The organism is Maricaulis maris MCS10, from assembly GCF_000014745.1.
In the GTDB taxonomy this organism is placed as follows: domain Bacteria; phylum Pseudomonadota; class Alphaproteobacteria; order Caulobacterales; family Maricaulaceae; genus Maricaulis; species Maricaulis maris_A.
This window is the reverse complement of sequence record NC_008347.1, coordinates 1,132,943-1,149,505: the sequence shown is the minus strand read 5'-3', so window position 1 is coordinate 1,149,505 and position 16,563 is coordinate 1,132,943. Positions and strand designations below refer to the sequence as shown.

13 protein-coding genes are annotated in these 16,563 nt (G+C 63.0%); 8 read left to right on the top strand and 5 right to left on the bottom strand.

Going from position 1 to position 16,563, the window contains the following annotated elements; genetic code table 11:
- Positions 1-36: 36 nt before the first annotated feature.
- On the bottom strand, positions 37-1,647 hold the full coding sequence (locus MMAR10_RS05455) for a tetratricopeptide repeat-containing sulfotransferase family protein (protein ID WP_011642991.1): 1,611 nt from the start codon (positions 1,645-1,647) through the stop codon (positions 37-39).
- A 201-nt stretch (positions 1,648-1,848) separates the two neighbouring features.
- On the opposite strand from MMAR10_RS05455, the gene MMAR10_RS05450 reads away from it, so the two are divergent.
- Complete coding sequence (locus tag MMAR10_RS05450; RefSeq protein WP_011642990.1) at positions 1,849-4,341, top strand: TonB-dependent receptor; 2,493 nt, start codon at positions 1,849-1,851, stop codon at positions 4,339-4,341.
- 84 nt (positions 4,342-4,425) lie between these two features.
- Here MMAR10_RS05450 and MMAR10_RS05445 read toward each other — a convergent pair whose 3' ends face one another.
- A complete protein-coding gene (locus tag MMAR10_RS05445; RefSeq protein ID WP_011642989.1) occupies positions 4,426-6,093 on the bottom strand; it encodes a vWA domain-containing protein in 1,668 nt (555 codons plus the stop codon).
- 797 nt (positions 6,094-6,890) lie between these two features.
- On the bottom strand, positions 6,891-7,673 hold the full coding sequence (locus MMAR10_RS05440) for a competence/damage-inducible protein A (protein ID WP_011642988.1): 783 nt from the start codon (positions 7,671-7,673) through the stop codon (positions 6,891-6,893).
- Between the two features lie 65 nt (positions 7,674-7,738).
- Between MMAR10_RS05440 and sfsA the strand changes: the two genes are divergently transcribed.
- The 5 genes from sfsA to radC all read left to right on the top strand — a co-directional run bounded on the left by sfsA (position 7,739) and on the right by radC (position 12,294).
- The gene (gene sfsA, locus MMAR10_RS05435; RefSeq protein WP_011642987.1) at positions 7,739-8,446 is read left to right on the top strand and encodes a DNA/RNA nuclease SfsA; all 708 of its coding nucleotides are present in this window, start codon (positions 7,739-7,741) and stop codon (positions 8,444-8,446) included.
- A complete protein-coding gene (locus tag MMAR10_RS05430) occupies positions 8,443-8,919 on the top strand; it encodes an acyl-CoA thioesterase (protein ID WP_011642986.1) in 477 nt (158 codons plus the stop codon). Before sfsA ends, MMAR10_RS05430 begins: the two co-directional genes overlap by 4 nt.
- 78 nt (positions 8,920-8,997) lie before the next feature.
- Positions 8,998-10,680 (top strand): M28 family metallopeptidase, encoded by a 1,683-nt coding sequence (locus tag MMAR10_RS05425; RefSeq protein WP_011642985.1) that lies wholly within the window; start codon positions 8,998-9,000, stop codon positions 10,678-10,680.
- A gap of 89 nt (positions 10,681-10,769) precedes the next feature.
- Complete coding sequence (gene map, locus MMAR10_RS05420) at positions 10,770-11,609, top strand: type I methionyl aminopeptidase (RefSeq protein WP_011642984.1); 840 nt, start codon at positions 10,770-10,772, stop codon at positions 11,607-11,609.
- A gap of 4 nt (positions 11,610-11,613) precedes the next feature.
- Positions 11,614-12,294: a RadC family protein gene (gene radC, locus MMAR10_RS05415; RefSeq protein ID WP_011642983.1), complete on the top strand. Its 681-nt coding sequence runs from the start codon at positions 11,614-11,616 to the stop codon at positions 12,292-12,294.
- A gap of 158 nt (positions 12,295-12,452) precedes the next feature.
- Here the strand turns inward: radC and MMAR10_RS05410 are convergent, their stop codons facing one another.
- Together MMAR10_RS05410 and MMAR10_RS05405 are read right to left on the bottom strand one after the other, a co-directional pair.
- Positions 12,453-12,845, bottom strand: a complete 393-nt coding sequence (locus MMAR10_RS05410) for a VOC family protein (RefSeq protein ID WP_041636825.1) — start codon at positions 12,843-12,845, stop codon at positions 12,453-12,455.
- A gap of 51 nt (positions 12,846-12,896) precedes the next feature.
- The gene (locus MMAR10_RS05405; protein ID WP_011642981.1) at positions 12,897-13,328 is read right to left on the bottom strand and encodes a hypothetical protein; all 432 of its coding nucleotides are present in this window, start codon (positions 13,326-13,328) and stop codon (positions 12,897-12,899) included.
- Between the two features lie 99 nt (positions 13,329-13,427).
- On the opposite strand from MMAR10_RS05405, the gene MMAR10_RS05400 reads away from it, so the two are divergent.
- Both MMAR10_RS05400 and MMAR10_RS05395 read left to right on the top strand, forming a co-directional pair.
- Positions 13,428-15,200 (top strand): amidohydrolase, encoded by a 1,773-nt coding sequence (locus MMAR10_RS05400; RefSeq protein ID WP_011642980.1) that lies wholly within the window; start codon positions 13,428-13,430, stop codon positions 15,198-15,200.
- 33 nt (positions 15,201-15,233) lie between these two features.
- The gene (locus tag MMAR10_RS05395) at positions 15,234-16,460 is read left to right on the top strand and encodes a threonine synthase (RefSeq protein WP_011642979.1); all 1,227 of its coding nucleotides are present in this window, start codon (positions 15,234-15,236) and stop codon (positions 16,458-16,460) included.
- The last annotated feature ends 103 nt before the right edge of the window (positions 16,461-16,563 follow it).

Genomic DNA, 16,563 nt, shown 5'->3' with positions numbered 1-16,563 from the left:
TCCTACACGGCTTCGCCGCACTGGCCATAGGGTGGTTCAGGTGTCGCGCAGCCAGTTTCCGTCCGCGTCGATCACACCGCCATCGCGGAGAATGGACCGCACCGGCATCAGCGCTTCGGCGTGCCGTTGCCAACGACCGATTGAGCTGGAATAGAGCGGCTGGCGGACCTGGACCGAGCTCGCGGTTGCCACACTGCCGGCCTGGTTGTGGAAGTCGAGGCAGGCCGGGTCCCAGTCAAGGCCGCAATGTTCGATCAGGCGCCTTGCCTCGCCCTCCAGGTCACCGACAATGTCCTCATAAGCGACTTCGGTATAGCGGTCGGCCGGAAGGCTGGCCGCCCAATGGCCTCGCAGCCGGTCAAACTCGAGATAGTAGCGGGCGCAGTCGGTCAGCTCGTAGGCGTAATTGTAATAGGAAAAGCTGGTCGCGAAGAGCTGGCGGTAATTGCTGAGACAGGCGTCGAGCGGGTGGCGGCGCAGACAGATGATGCGGGCATTCGGCAAAGCGCGATGGATGTGCCCGGCCCAGACAATATTGAGCGGCATCTTGTCGGTATAGCGCGCGGCGTCACCGGCGAGGCCGGCCACGCTGGCCTCATAGGCCTGGCCAAGGGCTTTCGGGTCGATGGACGTTGTCGCCCCGATCGTCGCCGCATCCATGACATACGGGCCTGGCGTCCCGGCCATCTGCTTCGCCAGGAGGGCAAAGTTCGACAACTCACCCAGCGGTCGAACCGCGGGATGCGCCGCCAGAATCCGGTCGACCAGTGTCGTCCCGGTCCGGGGAAGCCCCACAATGAACACTGGCCGGTCGCTGTCCCAGCCGGGCGCGGCCGGGCTGGGGCTCGTCTCGCTCGTGCGGGCCGCCGCAGCAAACAGATCGGCATCGACCCGGGCGTCGTACTGGCGTACCGCACTGACAACCGCCTTGGCGCGGCCCAGCCAGTCGAGCGCCTCGTCGTGCCGACCCAGGTCTTCAAGCGTCTTGGCAATGGCATGGCCGAGATGCAGCTGGGCTTCCTGATCATTTTTGTCTCGCGCCTTGAACGCCGATTCCAGCGCATCGAGCCGGTTGTCGGCCTCGGTCTGGCGTCGCAAGCCGACCACCGCTGACAACGCCTTGACGTGGCCGGGTTCCAGCTCGAGCGTACGCTCATAGCCAGCGGCAGCGAGATCGAATGCGCCAGCGAACTGGCGCGACGCGGCGAGATTGTAGTGATACGCCGCCCGCTGGCCGTCCTGCCTGACCGCCGCTTCGAACAGTCCGATGGCCGAGGCATGATCGCCGAGACGCGTGAAGACCACGCCGATCGTGTCAAAGGTCAACGCATCGCGGGGACCCAATTCCGCCGCTTTTTGCGCCGCATCAGCCGCCGCGTCGCGGCGTTGAAGCGCCAGCAATGACTTGGCGCGATGGGCATGAAATCGGGAGTCCCCGCTGTCCAGGGCGATTGCCCTGTCCAATATATCCACCGCCTTGGCGTGATTATCGTGATCGGCCGTGAGCAATCCGAGCAGGAAAAACGCCTCGGCATTCGGCCCCTGGGTCTGCAACACCGACATGCACAGCCGGTGGGCTTGGCGATAGTCTCGGGCGCCCAATGCCGCCGCTGCCGATTCAAGTTGCGATTCGGTTTGAGGCTTCATTGACTTGCCAGTCGGCTATGCAGACGGCCACAGACGCGGAAATGCTGCAATTGCGAAGGCCGTTCGCGGACGCAGCGTGTCGCCCGTGCAACAGGTCTGAAAAGAAAACGGAAATGTGACACGAATTTAACGCCCGGCAATTGCTTTCGTTTGGCACGACAGACCATGATTAAGGCACAATTTCATTCGGAGAATCCAGTCATGGCCGCAAAAACCCGAGCGACACTCCGCTCACGTCTCGCCTGTTCGATCAGCGTGCTCGCCCTTCCGCTCGCCGGAATGGCGGTCGCAGGCACGGCGCAAGCCCAGTCGACCGGCACGTCCCAGGACGTCATCGTCGTCACCGCGACGCGCCGCTCCGAAACCGTGCAGGACGTTCCGCTCAACATTGCTGCCATCGGCGGGTCGCAGATTGAAGAGCAGGGTTTCGAGGATCTCGCGGACGCCCTCGCCTATGTGCCGGGCATCAACATTGTCGATCGCGGCGGCCGCCAGGGCAATCCGATCATCGTGCGCGGCCTGAACGCCGACCCGATCGGTTCGGGCGATGGCGACAATAGCGGTGGCGGCACCGTGGCAACCTATCTCGGTGAAATCCCGCTCTTCATCGATCTCAAGATGAATGATCTCGAGCGCGTCGAAGTCCTGCTCGGGCCGCAGGGCACCCTCTATGGTGCCGGCACGCTGGGCGGGGCCATCCGTTATCTGCCGAACCGTCCGGATTTCGACAGCAACATGCTGCAGGTCCGCTCCTCCTTCTACCAGTATTCCGAAGCCAACTCGCCGTCTGCCGATATCGGCTTCACTTTCAACCACGCCGTATCAGACACATTCGCTATCCGCGGTTCGCTTGACGTGCTGCATGATAGCGGCTTCACCGACTATAATTATCGCGTCCGCGAGCCCGGCGTGTCCAACCCCAATCCGGATTTCAACGATCCGGCCGATGTTGCGGCAAACCTGGCACCGGTCGCCGATGCCGACGGTGAAGAGGCCCTCTCCGGCCGCATCGCGGCGCGTTGGGCGCCGACCGATTGGCTCGACGCCACTGCCACCTACTATTTCCAGAACCAGGACATTGAAGGTCGCCAGATTTCCTCGCGTCGTTCGCCGGTCCCGGCCAGCGCTTACGAGTCCGCCCTGCGTGTGCTTGAGCCGATCGAGCGCAACAATGAACTGCTGGCCCTCGAGCTGACCGCCGATCTCGGTTTTGCCGAGCTGACCTCGGCCACCGGCTTCGGTCGCTACAGCGAGGACGGTCAGCGTGACCAGACCGACCTGCTGATCTCGCTGGAATACTCCTATGAGAGTTTCCCGAATTTCACCGCCTTCACGCACGAGCTGGGAGAGGACGAGTTCTTCAATCAGGAACTGCGCCTTGTCTCGACCTATGAGAGCCAGTTCAACTGGATTGTCGGCTACTACTACAACAAGGCGGAATTCGTCGGGTCCTCGCAGGAGTTCACCCCGAATTACTCCGAGTATGTGAACGACAATTTCGGCTTCGGTCTGACCGAAAACCCGACCGATCTGGAGTATTTCTCCACCGGCAACACCCAGCTGACCGAAAGCGCCCTTTTCGGCGAACTGGGCTGGGACATCACGGACCGTCTCTCGGTGACCGTCGGCGGTCGCTATTACGAGTACGAGCTGGAATCTGTCTCCACGGTGGACTTCCCGCTGTTTGAAGCCCCGACCTACACCCCGCTGACCATCGACGAGATCCGCGATCTCGCCTTTGATCCGGCGCTGGCCCAGTCGGATGACGGTTTCCTCTACAAGTTCAACATCGCCTATGATGTGTCGGACGAAATCCTGGCCTATTTCACCGTATCCGAGGGCTATCGGATCGGTGCCTCCAACGGTCTGGGAACCTGCGCGGCCTATGATCCGGCCGCGACCCAGGGCGCCTGTGCCCTGGCACCGGGACAGCAATATGGCCCCAATGCCGGCGACATCGCCCAGTTTGACGAGCGCCAGTACGGCCCGGATCAAACGACCAATTACGAACTCGGTGCCAAGACGACCTGGGCCGATGGTGCCATTGTCTTGAACGGCGCCATCTTCCTGGTTGAGTGGACCGATCCGCAGGTGTCTTCGGCCACGGTGAACGCCAATATTCCGATCACGGTCAACGCGGCTGGTGCGGAATCGAAGGGCTTCGAACTGCAGGGTTCCTGGCAGGTCGCACATAATTTCGAACTGCGCGGCACCTACTCCTTCACCCAGTCGGAACTGACCGCTGATGTGCCCTTCCTGATCCGCACCATCAACACACCAGGCTTCGGCTCGGCGTTCGAGGATGGCCAGTCCGGCGACCGCCTTCCCGGCTCTCCGGAAACGCAGGCTTCGGTCTTTGGTCGCTACAGCGTCGACATGGCGAGCGGTGCCCAGCTCAACTATAATCTGGGCATCTCCTACCAGGGTGACATCCTGACCCGCACCGGCGGTCGCGGCAGCAGCTCCACGCTGGACAGCTATTTCGTCGCCAATGGCTCGATCAATTATGACGCCGGCGACTGGGGCGCGACGCTGTTCATCAACAATATCGGCAATGAATACATCGAAACCGGTATTCGCAGCACGGCGCTGTCGAACCAGACCATCAACGGTCATTCGGTCCGCAGCCATTACGCCAACGTGGCCCCGCCGCGCACCATTGGCGTACGCTTCTACTACCAGTTCGGCGATTGATCCCGGACAGGTCTGAAGCCTGAAACAGGAAGAGCCGCACCCTCCCGGGTGCGGCTCTTTTCGTTTGTGTCAGGCCCGCCCGGATCAGGGTTTGTCGCGAGCCTCATCGGCGGCCTGGGCCCGATCGACCAGGTCGAGAAACTCGGCGCGGTAACCGAATTCATCTTCACCGATCGCCCCGGCAGCGCTTTCGCGGATCGCGGCCCAGTCATAGCCCTCCGCGAGATACGCATCACCGCGCAAGCGTTGGGCGAAACCGGCGACCGCGATCGAGAAGCGGGCCTCCTGCGAGGCCTCGCCGACATCGTCGACCGTGTCGGCATCGGTCACCGCGCGCTCGATCAGGCGGCTTTCATCCTCGCCCGGCCGCTTGTAGCGCAGACGCAGGAAACCATACTCGCCGTCCAGGTCCGGCTCGACCGTCGTCGCTCCGCCATAGCGCAGCGGCTCCATCAGCACGCCTTCCGATCCCGGCGCGGCAATCTCATAGATCGCGGTGACCGAATGGCCCGAACCGATCTCGCCGGCATCGACTTCATCATTGTTGAAATCGGCCCGGTCAAGCAGCCGGGTCTCATAGCCGATCAGCCGGTATTCGGCGACACGGGCCGGATTGAACTCGACCTGGATCTTGACGTCATTGGCGATCGTAAAGAGCGAGGAGAAGCTTTCCTCGACCAGCATGCGCCGGGCTTCCTGGCGACTGTCGATATAGGCCGCCGTGCCATTGCCGGCCTGGGCGATGGTCTGCATCATCTGGTCATTGTAATTGCCGCGACCAAAGCCCATCACCGACAGGTAGATGCCGCTATCGCGCTTGCGGGCGACAAAGTCTTCCAGACGCTCATCCTGGGTCACGCCGACATTGAAATCGCCATCGGTGAGAAGCATGACCCGATTGACCGCGTCCTCGTCGAAATTCTGTTCGGCGAGGTCATAGGCCAGCGCCAGACCGGCCCCGCCGGCGGTTGAACCGCCTGCGCTCAGACTGTCGAGTGCGCGGTGGATCTCGCGGGCATTGCGGGCCTCGGTCGGCGGCAATACGACCCCGCTGGCACTGGCGTAGACAACCAGGGCCACGGTGTCGTCCGGGTGCAATTCATCAACCAGCAAGTGCATGGCCTGGACAGCCAGCGGCAGCTTGTCGGGTGAATTCATCGAACCGGATACATCGATCAGGAAGACCAGATTGGCCCGCGGCCGTTCGTCGGGAATGATCTCATAACCCTGGATGCCGATATGCATCAGCTGGGTGTCGGCATTCCACGGCGTCGGGGTGACCGTCACATGGGTCGCGAACGGCTCGTCGGGTCCCGGCGGCAGGGCATAGTCATAGTCGAAATAATTGACCATCTCCTCGATCCGCACGGCATCGGTCGGCGGCAAGCGGCCGGCCTCCAGCGAGTTGCGGACCAGCGAATAGCTGGCCGTGTCGACATCGATGGAGAAGGTCGAGACCGGCTCATCAGCCGTTGACATCACCGGATTGGGATCGACGTCTTCATAGCGTTCGCGGTCGACGACCAGCTGATCGGGCATCGTGAAATTCGCAACGCCGGCAATCGCGTCATTGCGATAGGCCGAGCTGCGGACACGGGACCCGGTCACGGTGACCATTTCCGACATGAAGGGCGCCGGCGGAGGGGGTGGCGGTGCCGGTGGCGGAGGTGGGGCCGTTGGCGGTGCAACGGTCGCTGTACAGGCTGCGAGCATGGCCAGGCCAGCCGTACCAATCAAAAGAACGCGTTTCATGGAATCCCCTTCCGGTCCCAAAATCCCTCACCGGTCAGACTGGGCCGGGTCCGGGACAACGACAAGTCGAAATCAGGGCTAATTCGGGGCAGGCAGCCCCGCCCGCAAGCACCCGCATCGCCACGGCGACATCGCCTGGCGTTTGGGTGGGAGGGGAACGGGATGCCGGCCAATGCCGTCAACCGGTTTGATTTGAAAAACGTGACATCGCCAACATCCCGTTCTCGGAGATTTCCCGGACGCTCTCGCCCCCGATTCCAATGCGTCAGGTAGATGGGGTCGGTCGTTTAGTGCCCCGCGACCTGGTCGCACGCCCTGCCGGAGCTATGGAATGTCACATCCAACGCGCGGACAGGCTCCGCTCGTTTCCGGGCACAAGTGACTGAGCTCGTGCCTCCCGTCCCGAAAACCGAGGGCATTATCGCGCTGGGTGGAGGGGGTGGGGACAAGTTTTCTGGATTTTGTGCGGCAAGGTGCTTTCCCTCTCCCCCGGGAGAGGGTCAGGGTGAGGGGTAAATCCCAGTAAAAACAGGGAGCATCCCCCCTCATCCGCGCTACGCGCACCTTCTCCCAAGGGAGAAGGAAGGTGCTGCGCAACGGGGATAAGTTGCGACTTTTCTTCCCCACATTGTGGGGAAGTGGGCCGGCGCGTAGCGGCGGGTCGTTGGGGCCGAGCATAGCGAGGTGGAAGCGTGGCATTCCGCCTGCGGCGGCGCCTCCGTCGCGCCCTTTCGGGCGCGACACCTCCCCACAATGTGGGGAGGAAAATCGGTGAGCCGTACCTGCGGGCGCTTACCTCAATCCACCGGATCAATCCGCGGCGTGATCCCCACCGCCTCGACCATCGCCGCGATGCGCTCGATCACCTGGTCAAGCTGGTCGGTATCCGTGGCCCGGGCAACGAGATGGGTGCCGCGCTTGATCTCGCCGGCCTTCACTTCGAGGAAATACGGATAGGAGCCGATCGAGACTTCGGGGAATTCTTTCGCCAGCACACCCAGCGCTTCAGCGACATCCCCCTCACGCAGATTATCGCCCTTGACCGAGCGCGATTTCGTCACCGCTCCGCCCTCAAGCCGGTGATCGATATCATTGAGCATGCCGGCGACAATCGAGGGCACACCGGCCAGTGTGAAGACATTGCCGGTCTGGAAGCCCGGTGCGCCAGTGACCGGATTGACGATCAGGCTGGCGCCATCGGGGATGCGGGCCATGCGCTTGCGGCTTTCGGTGACCGGGGTCTGGGTCTTGGCATACCAGTCCTCGATGATCGCCAGCGCATCGGCGCGGACATCGATGCCGACCCCAAAGGCCGCGGCTACAGCGTCGGCCGTGATGTCGTCATGGGTCGGACCGATGCCGCCGGTGGTGAAGACATAATCATGGCCGGCCCGCAGTGTGTTGAGGGCGTCGACGATGACGTCGGTCTCGTCCGGCACGACGCGGCATTCCATCACATTGATCCCCAGCGGGGCGAGGAAGCGGGCGATCTGGTTGAGGTTCCTGTCCTGGGTACGACCGGACAGGACCTCGTCGCCAATGAGAAGAACCGCTGCCGTCACACGTTTGCCCGTGGCCATGAGAATCGTCCTTAAGTCACATCTCTCAAGGTCCTATATGTCCCGGCAGACAGGAAGTCCAAGCCATGAAGTTTCCGACCGACCTGATCGAAGGCCGCCTGGTCAAGCGCTACAAGCGTTTCTTCGCCGATGTCGAGCTGGCGGACGGCGAAGTCGTGACCGCGCACTGCGCCAATACCGGGGCGATGACCGGCATCAAGACGCCGGGCCTTCCCGTCTGGCTGTCGCGCTCGGACAATCCCAAGCGCAAGCTGAAATACACCTGGGAGCTGGTCGAGGCAGAAGGCACTCTGATCGGCGCCCTGCCCAATCTCGCCAATTCGCTGGCGGAAGAGGCCGTGAATGCGGGCGTGATCAGCGAGCTGACCGGCTATGACAGCCTGCGCCGCGAGGTGAAATATGGCGAGAATTCCCGCATCGATTTGCTGCTGGAAGGCAATGACCGTCCACCCTGCTGGGTCGAGGTGAAGAATGTCCACTGGCAGCGTGGGCCCGGCATCGCCGAATTTCCCGATGGTGTGACCTCGCGCGGTGCCAAACATCTGGTCGAGCTGGCCAATCAGGTACAGGCGGGTGAGCGCGCAGTGCAGCTCTTCATCGTCCAGCGCAGCGATTGCGATGTCCTGCGCCCGGCCGAAGATATCGACCCGGTCTATGCCCGGACCTTGCGCGACAGCGCGGCCGCCGGGGTTGAAGTGCTCGCCTATGCCTGCGAGGTCTCACCGACGGCGGTTATCATCCACCGCCCCATGCGTGTGGAGCTGAGCCAATGAGCGACAACTGGAATGGCTGGGATCTGCCAGAGCCTTACATTCACCGCATCACCGTCACCGGGAAAGACATCGACAGCTTCGGTCACGCCAATAATGCGCGCTATCTGGAATGGGCAGACGAGGCCGCCTGGACGCACTGGTTCTCCAAGGGTGAGGCGTATTCCATGGAAGCCTGCGCAAAGGACGATCGCGGCATCGCCATCATTCGCACCGAGGCTGACTATCTGGGACATGTCCGCGAAGGCGACGAAATCGATTGCGCGGTCTGGATCAGCCAGTCGGACAGGCGCCTGCGGGCCGAGCGCCGCTACCAGTTCCGCCGCGCCAGCGACGGCGCAACTGTGTTTCGTGCCCTGACAAAGGTCGTCTGCTTCCAGCTGTCCACCGGTCGGCCAGCTCGTATGACGCCAATCTTTTCAAACCACTACTCGGTCTTGCCGTCCGTCGCGGCCGCGCTTGTGACTGAAAGTTAACAATCCGCCGAGATTGTCCCCTAGCCCCTGCCCCCTATAGTCCGCAGCAACACCAACACCTCTTTGGGGGAGGCTTTCATGAAGTATCTCATTACGGCTATTGCCGGACTCGCTCTGGCGGGTTGCTCGGTCGAGACCGACAACACGACAGACACTGCTGACGCGGCCTTCATGCCGAATGTCAGCGCCACGAATATTGAAGCGCATATCCGCTTTCTGGCATCCGATTACCTCGCCGGCCGCGATGCCGGTACGGACGGCTATGAAATCGCCGCAAATTACGTCGCCGCACAAATGCGCCTTCTGGGCCTCGAGCCGGCCGGCGATGACGGCACCTATTTCGCCGACGTGCCGATGCAGGAAGTGCGTCCCGATGCCGACTACAACCAGTTCACGCTGGACGGCGAAACCTTCGCCCATGGCACGGGTGCCTTTATCGGTACCAATCCGAGTGTTCTGGAGGCGGAAGTCGCCGGCGAGCTCGTCTTCGTCGGTCACGGCGTCTCAGCTGCCAATCGCGGCCATGATGACTATGACGGCCTCGACGTCGACGGTCGTATCGTTGTTGTCATGGGCGGTGTGCCCGAGAATGTGTTCGAGGGTTTGTCCGAGGAACGTGCCCACCACAATTCCGGCACCACCAAGCGCAATGTTGCAGCCGCCCACGGTGCCATCGGCATGATCTCGATCACCGGCTGGACGCAGGAGCGACTGACTGATTTTGCAGCCGGCTTCGGCAGCCGCCCGAGCGTACGCCTGACCGCGGCGACCGGCCCGTCTGGCTATGACACGGTTCAGGCCTCGGCCAATGTCACCGCCGAACTGGCCGCGCGCCTGTTTGAAGGCGCCGACATGAGCCTGGAGGATGTCCAGGCTGCCATGTCCGCCGACGAGCCGACCTATCCGCGCTTCGCTCTGCCCCACACCGCAACCATCCGCCAGCGCACCCTATCTGACCCCTTCAACGACCCGAATGTGGTGGGCATGATCCGCGGCTCCGACCCGGTCCTGGCCGATGAGATTGTCGTGTTGTCGGCCCATCTCGACCATATCGGTTCCGTGACCGAGCACATGCGAGCCGGCGGGTCCTGCCGCGCCACCGACGAGAGCGATGAAGTCTGTAACGGCGCCGTCGACAACGCGTCTGGCATCTCCATCATGCTTGAGACGGCCCGGACTTTCCTGGAAGAAGGCACCCCGCGTCGCTCAATCGTCTTTGTCGCCCTGACCGCGGAAGAGAAGGGCCTGCTGGGTTCGGAGCATTTCGCCCGCAACCCGTCGGTTCCGGCCGAGCAGATGGTCGCCAACGTCAATCTCGACATGCCCGTGATCGTCTATGACTTCGCGGACGTGATCGCCTTCGGGGCCAATCACTCCAATCTCGGACCGATCGCCAGCCGTGCCGCCGACCGCCTCGGCATCATGGTGAGTGAAGACCCGCTGCCGGAGCAGTCACTTTTTGTGCGCTCGGACCACTACAACTTCGTTCGCGAAGGCGTGCCGTCGCTCTTCCTGATGACCGGCTTCTCCTCGCCGGATCCGCGCTGGGACGAGGGCGAAGGCTTCATGGGCTTCTTGACCACGCATTACCACCGTCCGACCGACCAACTGGACGGCGAGCTGGAAGTCCTGTTCGAGCAGGGCGCCAAATTCGCCAACATCAACTACATGATCGCCCGCGAAATTGCTGACAGTGACGTGCGGCCGGCCTGGAATGATGACAGCTTCTTCGGCAACCTCTTTGGTGGTGACGCCGAGTAGACTTCAAGCCGCAGGCTGAGAAATGCAGGCGCGCGCCGTTCCAAACGGCGCGCGGTCTGTTTATAAGCGGGTCTTGAAGGAGTACCGACTTGACGACTGCCTACGAGACCGTGACCGATATCGACACCGCGAGCCCGCGTGATGGCCGCATCAAGCTTCATGGGCCTGAGGCGTTTGAAGGCATGCGCAAGGCGGGAAGTCTGGCTGCCGAAATTCTCGACATGCTGGTCGAGCACGCACGCCCCGGCAATACAACGGCCTACCTGGACAAGCTGGCGCGCGAATACGCCTTCGATCACGGCTCGATGCCGGCGACCCTGTTCTATCGCGGCTACCGTCACTCGCTGTGCACCTCGCTCAACCATGTGGTCTGCCATGGCATACCTGGTCCCAAACCGCTGAAAAGCGGCGACATCGTCAATATCGATGTGACCGTGGTGGTCGATGGCTGGCATGGTGATACCAGCCGCATGTACACAATCGGCGAGCCGCGCCGGAAGGCCGAACTGCTGGTCGACACGACCTATGAAGCCATGATGGCCGGCATCAATGCGATCAAGCCGGGCGTCACCCTGGGCACGATCGGCGCCATCATCCAAGAATATGCCGAGGAGCGCCGCTGCTCCATAGTCCGCGACTTTTGCGGTCATGGCCTGGGTCAGAACTTCCATGACAGCCCGAATGTGCTGCATTTCGGCGAGCATGGCGAAGGCCCCGAGCTCAAGGAAGGCATGTTCTTCACCGTCGAGCCCATGCTCAATCTGGGCCGGGCCGACGTGAAAGTCCTGTCCGACGGCTGGACCGCCGTAACCCGCGACAAGTCGCTCTCGGCCCAGTTCGAGCATTCCGTCGGCGTCACCGCCGACGGCGTCGAGATTTTCACCAAGTCGCCCAAGGGCCTCGACAAGCCCCCCTATTCCACCAACTGAACCAATGACCGCGTCGGCAACCCATACAGGCCACAGAGACCGGCTGCGCGAAAAACTAACCTCAGCGGGTGGACTCGCACTTCACGATTATGAATTGCTGGAGCTTTACCTGTTTCGATGCATCCCGCGCCGCGACGTCAAACCCATCGCGAAAGACCTGATCGCCCGCTTTGGTGATCTGGGCGGCGTTGCCTCGGCCAGCGTCGGCCAGCTCTCATCGGTGCGCGGCGTGTCGGAAAAGACCGCCGTCGAGCTGAAGCTGATCAAGGCCCTGTCGGAGCGCCTGGCTCGCGAACAGGTGATCGGTCGCCGGGTCATCACCTCCTGGTCGGCCCTGGTCGCCTATTGCCGCACCGCCATGCAACACGCCACGACGGAACAGTTCCGCGTGCTCTTCCTCGATCGCAAGAACAAGCTGATCGCCGACGAGGTGCTCGGCGAAGGCACGATCGACCATGCCCCCGTCTATCCCCGCGAAGTGGTCAAATCCGCCCTCGCCCACGAAGCCTCGGCCATCATCCTCGTGCACAATCACCCGTCCGGCGATGCCACGCCGAGCCAGGCCGATATCGAGATGACCCGGACACTGATGGAGATTTGCAAACCGTTCGAAATCGCGGTCCATGATCATCTGGTGATCGGCCGGGAGAATACGGCGAGCTTCAAGACGTTGGGGTTGATGTGAGGCGCGCGCGCAAGACCACTCCCCCCAATTTTTCATCCCTGATGGACGCCCCGCGAAGGCGGGGCGAAAGTCAGGGACCTATGTGATTGCAGTCAGCTAGATTCCCGTCTTGCGTCCGGCCTGCGCCGGACATTCAACGGGGATGACAAGACGCGCGATTACCCTTTCGGCTCGATCGGCTGCCAGAGCTCGATCTTGGTCCCGTTCGGATCCATCACCCAGGCGAAGCGCCCATAGTCGAAATCCTGGGGTTCGCCTTCCAGGGCAACGCCCTTCTCGGCGAGACGCGCCAGCATGCCGTCCATGTCGTCGATCATGAGATTGATCATGAAAGGCTTGTCGGACGGCTTGAAATAATCCGCCCCTGTCTTGAAGGCGGAGAAAATGGTCCGCGCGCCCTGCGGGAAGGCCTTGCCGCTATCGGCATGCAGGAAGTCGGCGCCGCCATAATCATTGATCTCGAGCCCCAGCTTGTCCTGATACCAAGCCATCAGGGCTGCCGGGTCCGGGCTGTGAAAGAAGATGCCGCCAACACCAATGATTTTCGCCATGCGTGCCTCCCTCGCCTGTTGTCGAAGCATAGAGCGCGAACTCCGGCCGGGCTAGGTCAGCCGGTCAATCTTGCGGAGCAGGGTCTCGCGGTCTGTTGCCTTGAGGAAGGTCGACGGGATGCGCACCAGATAGCGGGCATGGGTGCTGGCCTTCTTGATTGCCTGGCGCTCGGCGCCGGCAGCGATTAAACGGCGGATTTCCGCCAGCATTTCGGCATCCTTGGCCCACAGCGTCTCGCCACGATGATCCAGCTTGAACCAGGCGTCGGACGGCCAGTCGAGCACATGCCTGGCCGCGTGCCCGCAAGCGCTGCACCGCACATGCCCGTCCCAATTATCCGGCAATACCTCACCCGTGGCGGTGCACAACCTCACCGGCAAGGGCTTGCCATGCGAGGTCGAGAACACAGCTTGTTCGTCGCAGCCAGGGCAGACGATCGCCAGCGGGCCGCCGAGCAGTGGATGGTCGTAAATCGAACTCATGAGACAGCTTAGCGCGTCCGCCCATCTGCACAATCGCGTTGCCGCATGCGGGCGACATTGCCTGCTCGCTTCAAGCGTTTGCGCTGATAGGGTGGAGCCATGACTCACCGTACCCTTATCGCCTTCGCCCTGCCGCTCGGCCTTGTGGTCTTCATCGGCTTCATCTGCGGCATCATGCTGGCATCGCCGCGAGCGCCCGCCGCACTGGTCTTCCACAATGGCTCCATTCGCACGATGAGCGAGGCCGGCACGGTCGAGGCGCTTTACATCCGGGACGGCCGCATCATGGCGGTCGGCGCCCTGGACACCGTGCTCGCCGCGGCACCGCGCGGGGTGCGCCGGATCGATCTGGAAGGCGGCACTCTGACACCGGGCCTGATCGAACCGCATACCCACCCGCTCGCCGCCGCCCTCCTGGACACGGCCATCGACATTTCGGGTCGCACCCATGGCGACCGCGCCGCCATCATGGCGGCCATTGCCGAGGGGGTAGAAGCCGGCGGCCCCTCGCCCTGGGCCATCGCCTTTGGCTGGGATGCGGTCATGCTGGACGGTCTCACCCCGCCGAGCCTGGCCGAGCTGGACGCCCTGTCACCGGACCGGCCGCTCGTCATCCTGACCCAGATGATGCATGAAGCCTTCGCCAACTCCGCGGCACTGGAGGCCGCTGGCATCACACCCGCCACTCCTGACCCGCATGACGGTTTCTTCGAACGCGGCGAAGGCGGGGCGCTGACCGGGCGCGTGGTGGAGGTCACGGCCGTGCGTCAGCTCATGGCCGGTATTCCGCAGGCCTCTGACGCGGCCCTGACCTATCTGCTCGACGGCACTTATGACGCGTACGCGGCGGCGGGTTACACCACAATCGGCATCGCCTCCCTGGTCGGCCGCGCCGAAGACCCGCTGGGCATTCTCACCGCGGTGAGCCATGCTGAGCGGCCGGCTCTCAATACGGTGCTCTACACGGCGCCGAGCCGGAATAGTCGTGCTCTGGACATGTTCAGCGAAGCGGATGACCGCCACGCCCTGCGCCGCCTGAATGGTATCAAGCTCTGGCTCGACGGCTCGCCCTTTGCCGGCGGCGCTGCGAGCGCCGAGCCCTATGCCAATACGCCACTGACCCAGGACACACTTGGCCTGCCACCAAACTGGCTGGCGCCGCTGGCCATGCCGTCCGACAGCGTGACGGGGTTTGTCGGCGAGATGCAGGGCTTTGGCTATCAGATGGCACTTCACGTCCAGGGCGAGCGCGCCATCGATCTGGCACTCGATGCCATCGAGACCGCTCAAACCCATACGCCCAATCCAGACGTCCAGCACAGATTGGAACATCTCGCCCTGATCACGCCCGACCAGATCAGCCGGGCCAACGCACTCGGTGTCTCACTGGGCTTCTTCCCGGACCATATCGGCAATTATGGTCACCGGCTGGAAGACTTGTTCGGACCGGAACGCGCCGCGCGCTACATGCCGATTGCCGAAGCGGTCCGGCAGGGCGCGGTTGTGACGATCCATGGCGACCATCCAGCGAGCGACATTGACGCCCTGCGTGTGATGGCCCTGCCCGTCCACCGCCGCACGCTGACCGGCGAGCCGCTGGGTGAGCCGATCGATGCGGAGACGGCTCTTGCCCTGATGACAATCAATGCCGCCCGGCAATTGGGTCTCGCCGACGAGATCGGCTCCATCGAGGTCGGCAAGCGCGCCGATCTGACCTGGTTTGATACCGACCCGGTTGCCGCCATCGACGCCGACGCGCCGGTCGCGGTCCGGGGCACCTGGCTCGCCGGGCAGCCGGTGGATACGCGCGACTGGTCGCTGGACCGGATCGGCCTTGCCATTGCCGCCGCCTGGGGCCAAGTCTTCGGCTAAGTCCTTTTCATTCCGCCACAAACGAGCCTCTCCATGACGCAAGCCCCCGCCAATTACTTCACCCATCTGGAGTGTTCGGAAACCGGCGATCGCTATGAGGCCGACCAGCCGCACAATCTGTCCAAGGCCGGCAAACCGCTGCTGGCGCGCTATGACCTGGACGCGATGAAGGCCGGCATTGATCGCGACACCATCTGGTCGCGTGATGGCGGTTTCTGGAAGTGGCGCGAGCTTCTGCCGGTAGCCGACGACGCCCATGTCTGTGCCCTGGGCGAGATTGATACGCCGCTCATCGACATTCCCGCCACGGCCAAGGTGTCCGGAGCAACGGGCAAGGTCTGGGTCAAGGATGAAGGCCGCCTGCCGACGGGCAGTTTCAAGGCGCGCGGTCTCGCCCTCGCCGTCGCCATGGCCCATCAATACGGCCTCACCCGGCTGGCCATGCCGACCAATGGCAATGCCGGGGCCGCGCTCTCAGCCTATGCCAGCCGCATGGGCATGGAGAGCTGGTGCTTTGCGCCGGAAGACACGCCGGAAGCCAATCTGCGCGAAATGGCGCTGCAGGGCGCCCATGTCTTCAAGGTCAATGGCTATATCCATCATTGCGGCGCTCTCGTCGGGGCCGGCAAGGAGAAGATGGGCTGGTTTGATGTCTCGACCCTCAAGGAGCCCTACCGGATCGAAGGCAAGAAAACGATGGGCCTGGAACTCGCCGCCCAGCTGGGCTGGCGCGTGCCCGACGCGATCTTCTATCCCACCGGCGGCGGCACCGGCCTGATCGGCATGTGGAAGGCTTTCGACGAGATGGAACAACTCGGCTGGATCGGCCCGGAACGCCCGAAAATGTTCGCCGTCCAGGCGGAAGGCTGCGCCCCCATCGTCAAGGCTTACGAGGACGGCACCCGCCTCGCCGAAGAATGGATCGACGCCCAGACCGCCGCCATGGGCATCCGCGTCCCCAAGGCGATCGGTGATTTCCTGATCCTGGACGCCGTGCGGGAAAGCGGCGGCGCCGCGCTGGCTGTGTCGGAAGTCGCGATCGAAGCCGCCCGCACACGCTGCGCACGCGAGGACGGACTGCTGCTCTGCCCCGAGGGTGCGGCAACCCTGGCCGCTATGGAAAAAGCAATGGGTGACGGCCTGCTGGAGCGAGATGCCGAGTGCGTGTTGTTCAATTGCGGGTCTGGACTGAAATACGCAATGCCGGATGGGGCGAAGGCGCTGGATCGGCATGGCGATGTGGATTGGGGGAGTCTTTAGTGGCGCAGCTGCCGCTGCGCGCCCCTCACCTTTGATTCCTCTCCCCGGTCGGGGAGAGGCGGTGCTCCTTCGGACCCCGGATTAGGTCGACAATGATCCCTCT

Excerpts from the sequence above, each read along its gene's own strand:
- MMAR10_RS05455 (WP_011642991.1), bottom strand. The coding sequence starts at position 1,647 with ATGAAGCCTCAAACCGAATCGCAACTTGAATCGGCAGCGGCGGCATTG.
- MMAR10_RS05450 (WP_011642990.1), top strand. The coding sequence starts at position 1,849 with ATGGCCGCAAAAACCCGAGCGACACTCCGCTCACGTCTCGCCTGTTCG.
- MMAR10_RS05445 (WP_011642989.1), bottom strand. The coding sequence starts at position 6,093 with ATGAAACGCGTTCTTTTGATTGGTACGGCTGGCCTGGCCATGCTCGCA.
- MMAR10_RS05440 (WP_011642988.1), bottom strand. The coding sequence starts at position 7,673 with ATGGCCACGGGCAAACGTGTGACGGCAGCGGTTCTTCTCATTGGCGAC.
- sfsA (WP_011642987.1), top strand. The coding sequence starts at position 7,739 with ATGAAGTTTCCGACCGACCTGATCGAAGGCCGCCTGGTCAAGCGCTAC.
- MMAR10_RS05430 (WP_011642986.1), top strand. The coding sequence starts at position 8,443 with ATGAGCGACAACTGGAATGGCTGGGATCTGCCAGAGCCTTACATTCAC.
- MMAR10_RS05425 (WP_011642985.1), top strand. The coding sequence starts at position 8,998 with ATGAAGTATCTCATTACGGCTATTGCCGGACTCGCTCTGGCGGGTTGC.
- radC (WP_011642983.1), top strand. The coding sequence starts at position 11,614 with ATGACCGCGTCGGCAACCCATACAGGCCACAGAGACCGGCTGCGCGAA.
- MMAR10_RS05410 (WP_041636825.1), bottom strand. The coding sequence starts at position 12,845 with ATGGCGAAAATCATTGGTGTTGGCGGCATCTTCTTTCACAGCCCGGAC.
- MMAR10_RS05405 (WP_011642981.1), bottom strand. The coding sequence starts at position 13,328 with ATGAGTTCGATTTACGACCATCCACTGCTCGGCGGCCCGCTGGCGATC.
- MMAR10_RS05400 (WP_011642980.1), top strand. The coding sequence starts at position 13,428 with ATGACTCACCGTACCCTTATCGCCTTCGCCCTGCCGCTCGGCCTTGTG.
- MMAR10_RS05395 (WP_011642979.1), top strand. The coding sequence starts at position 15,234 with ATGACGCAAGCCCCCGCCAATTACTTCACCCATCTGGAGTGTTCGGAA.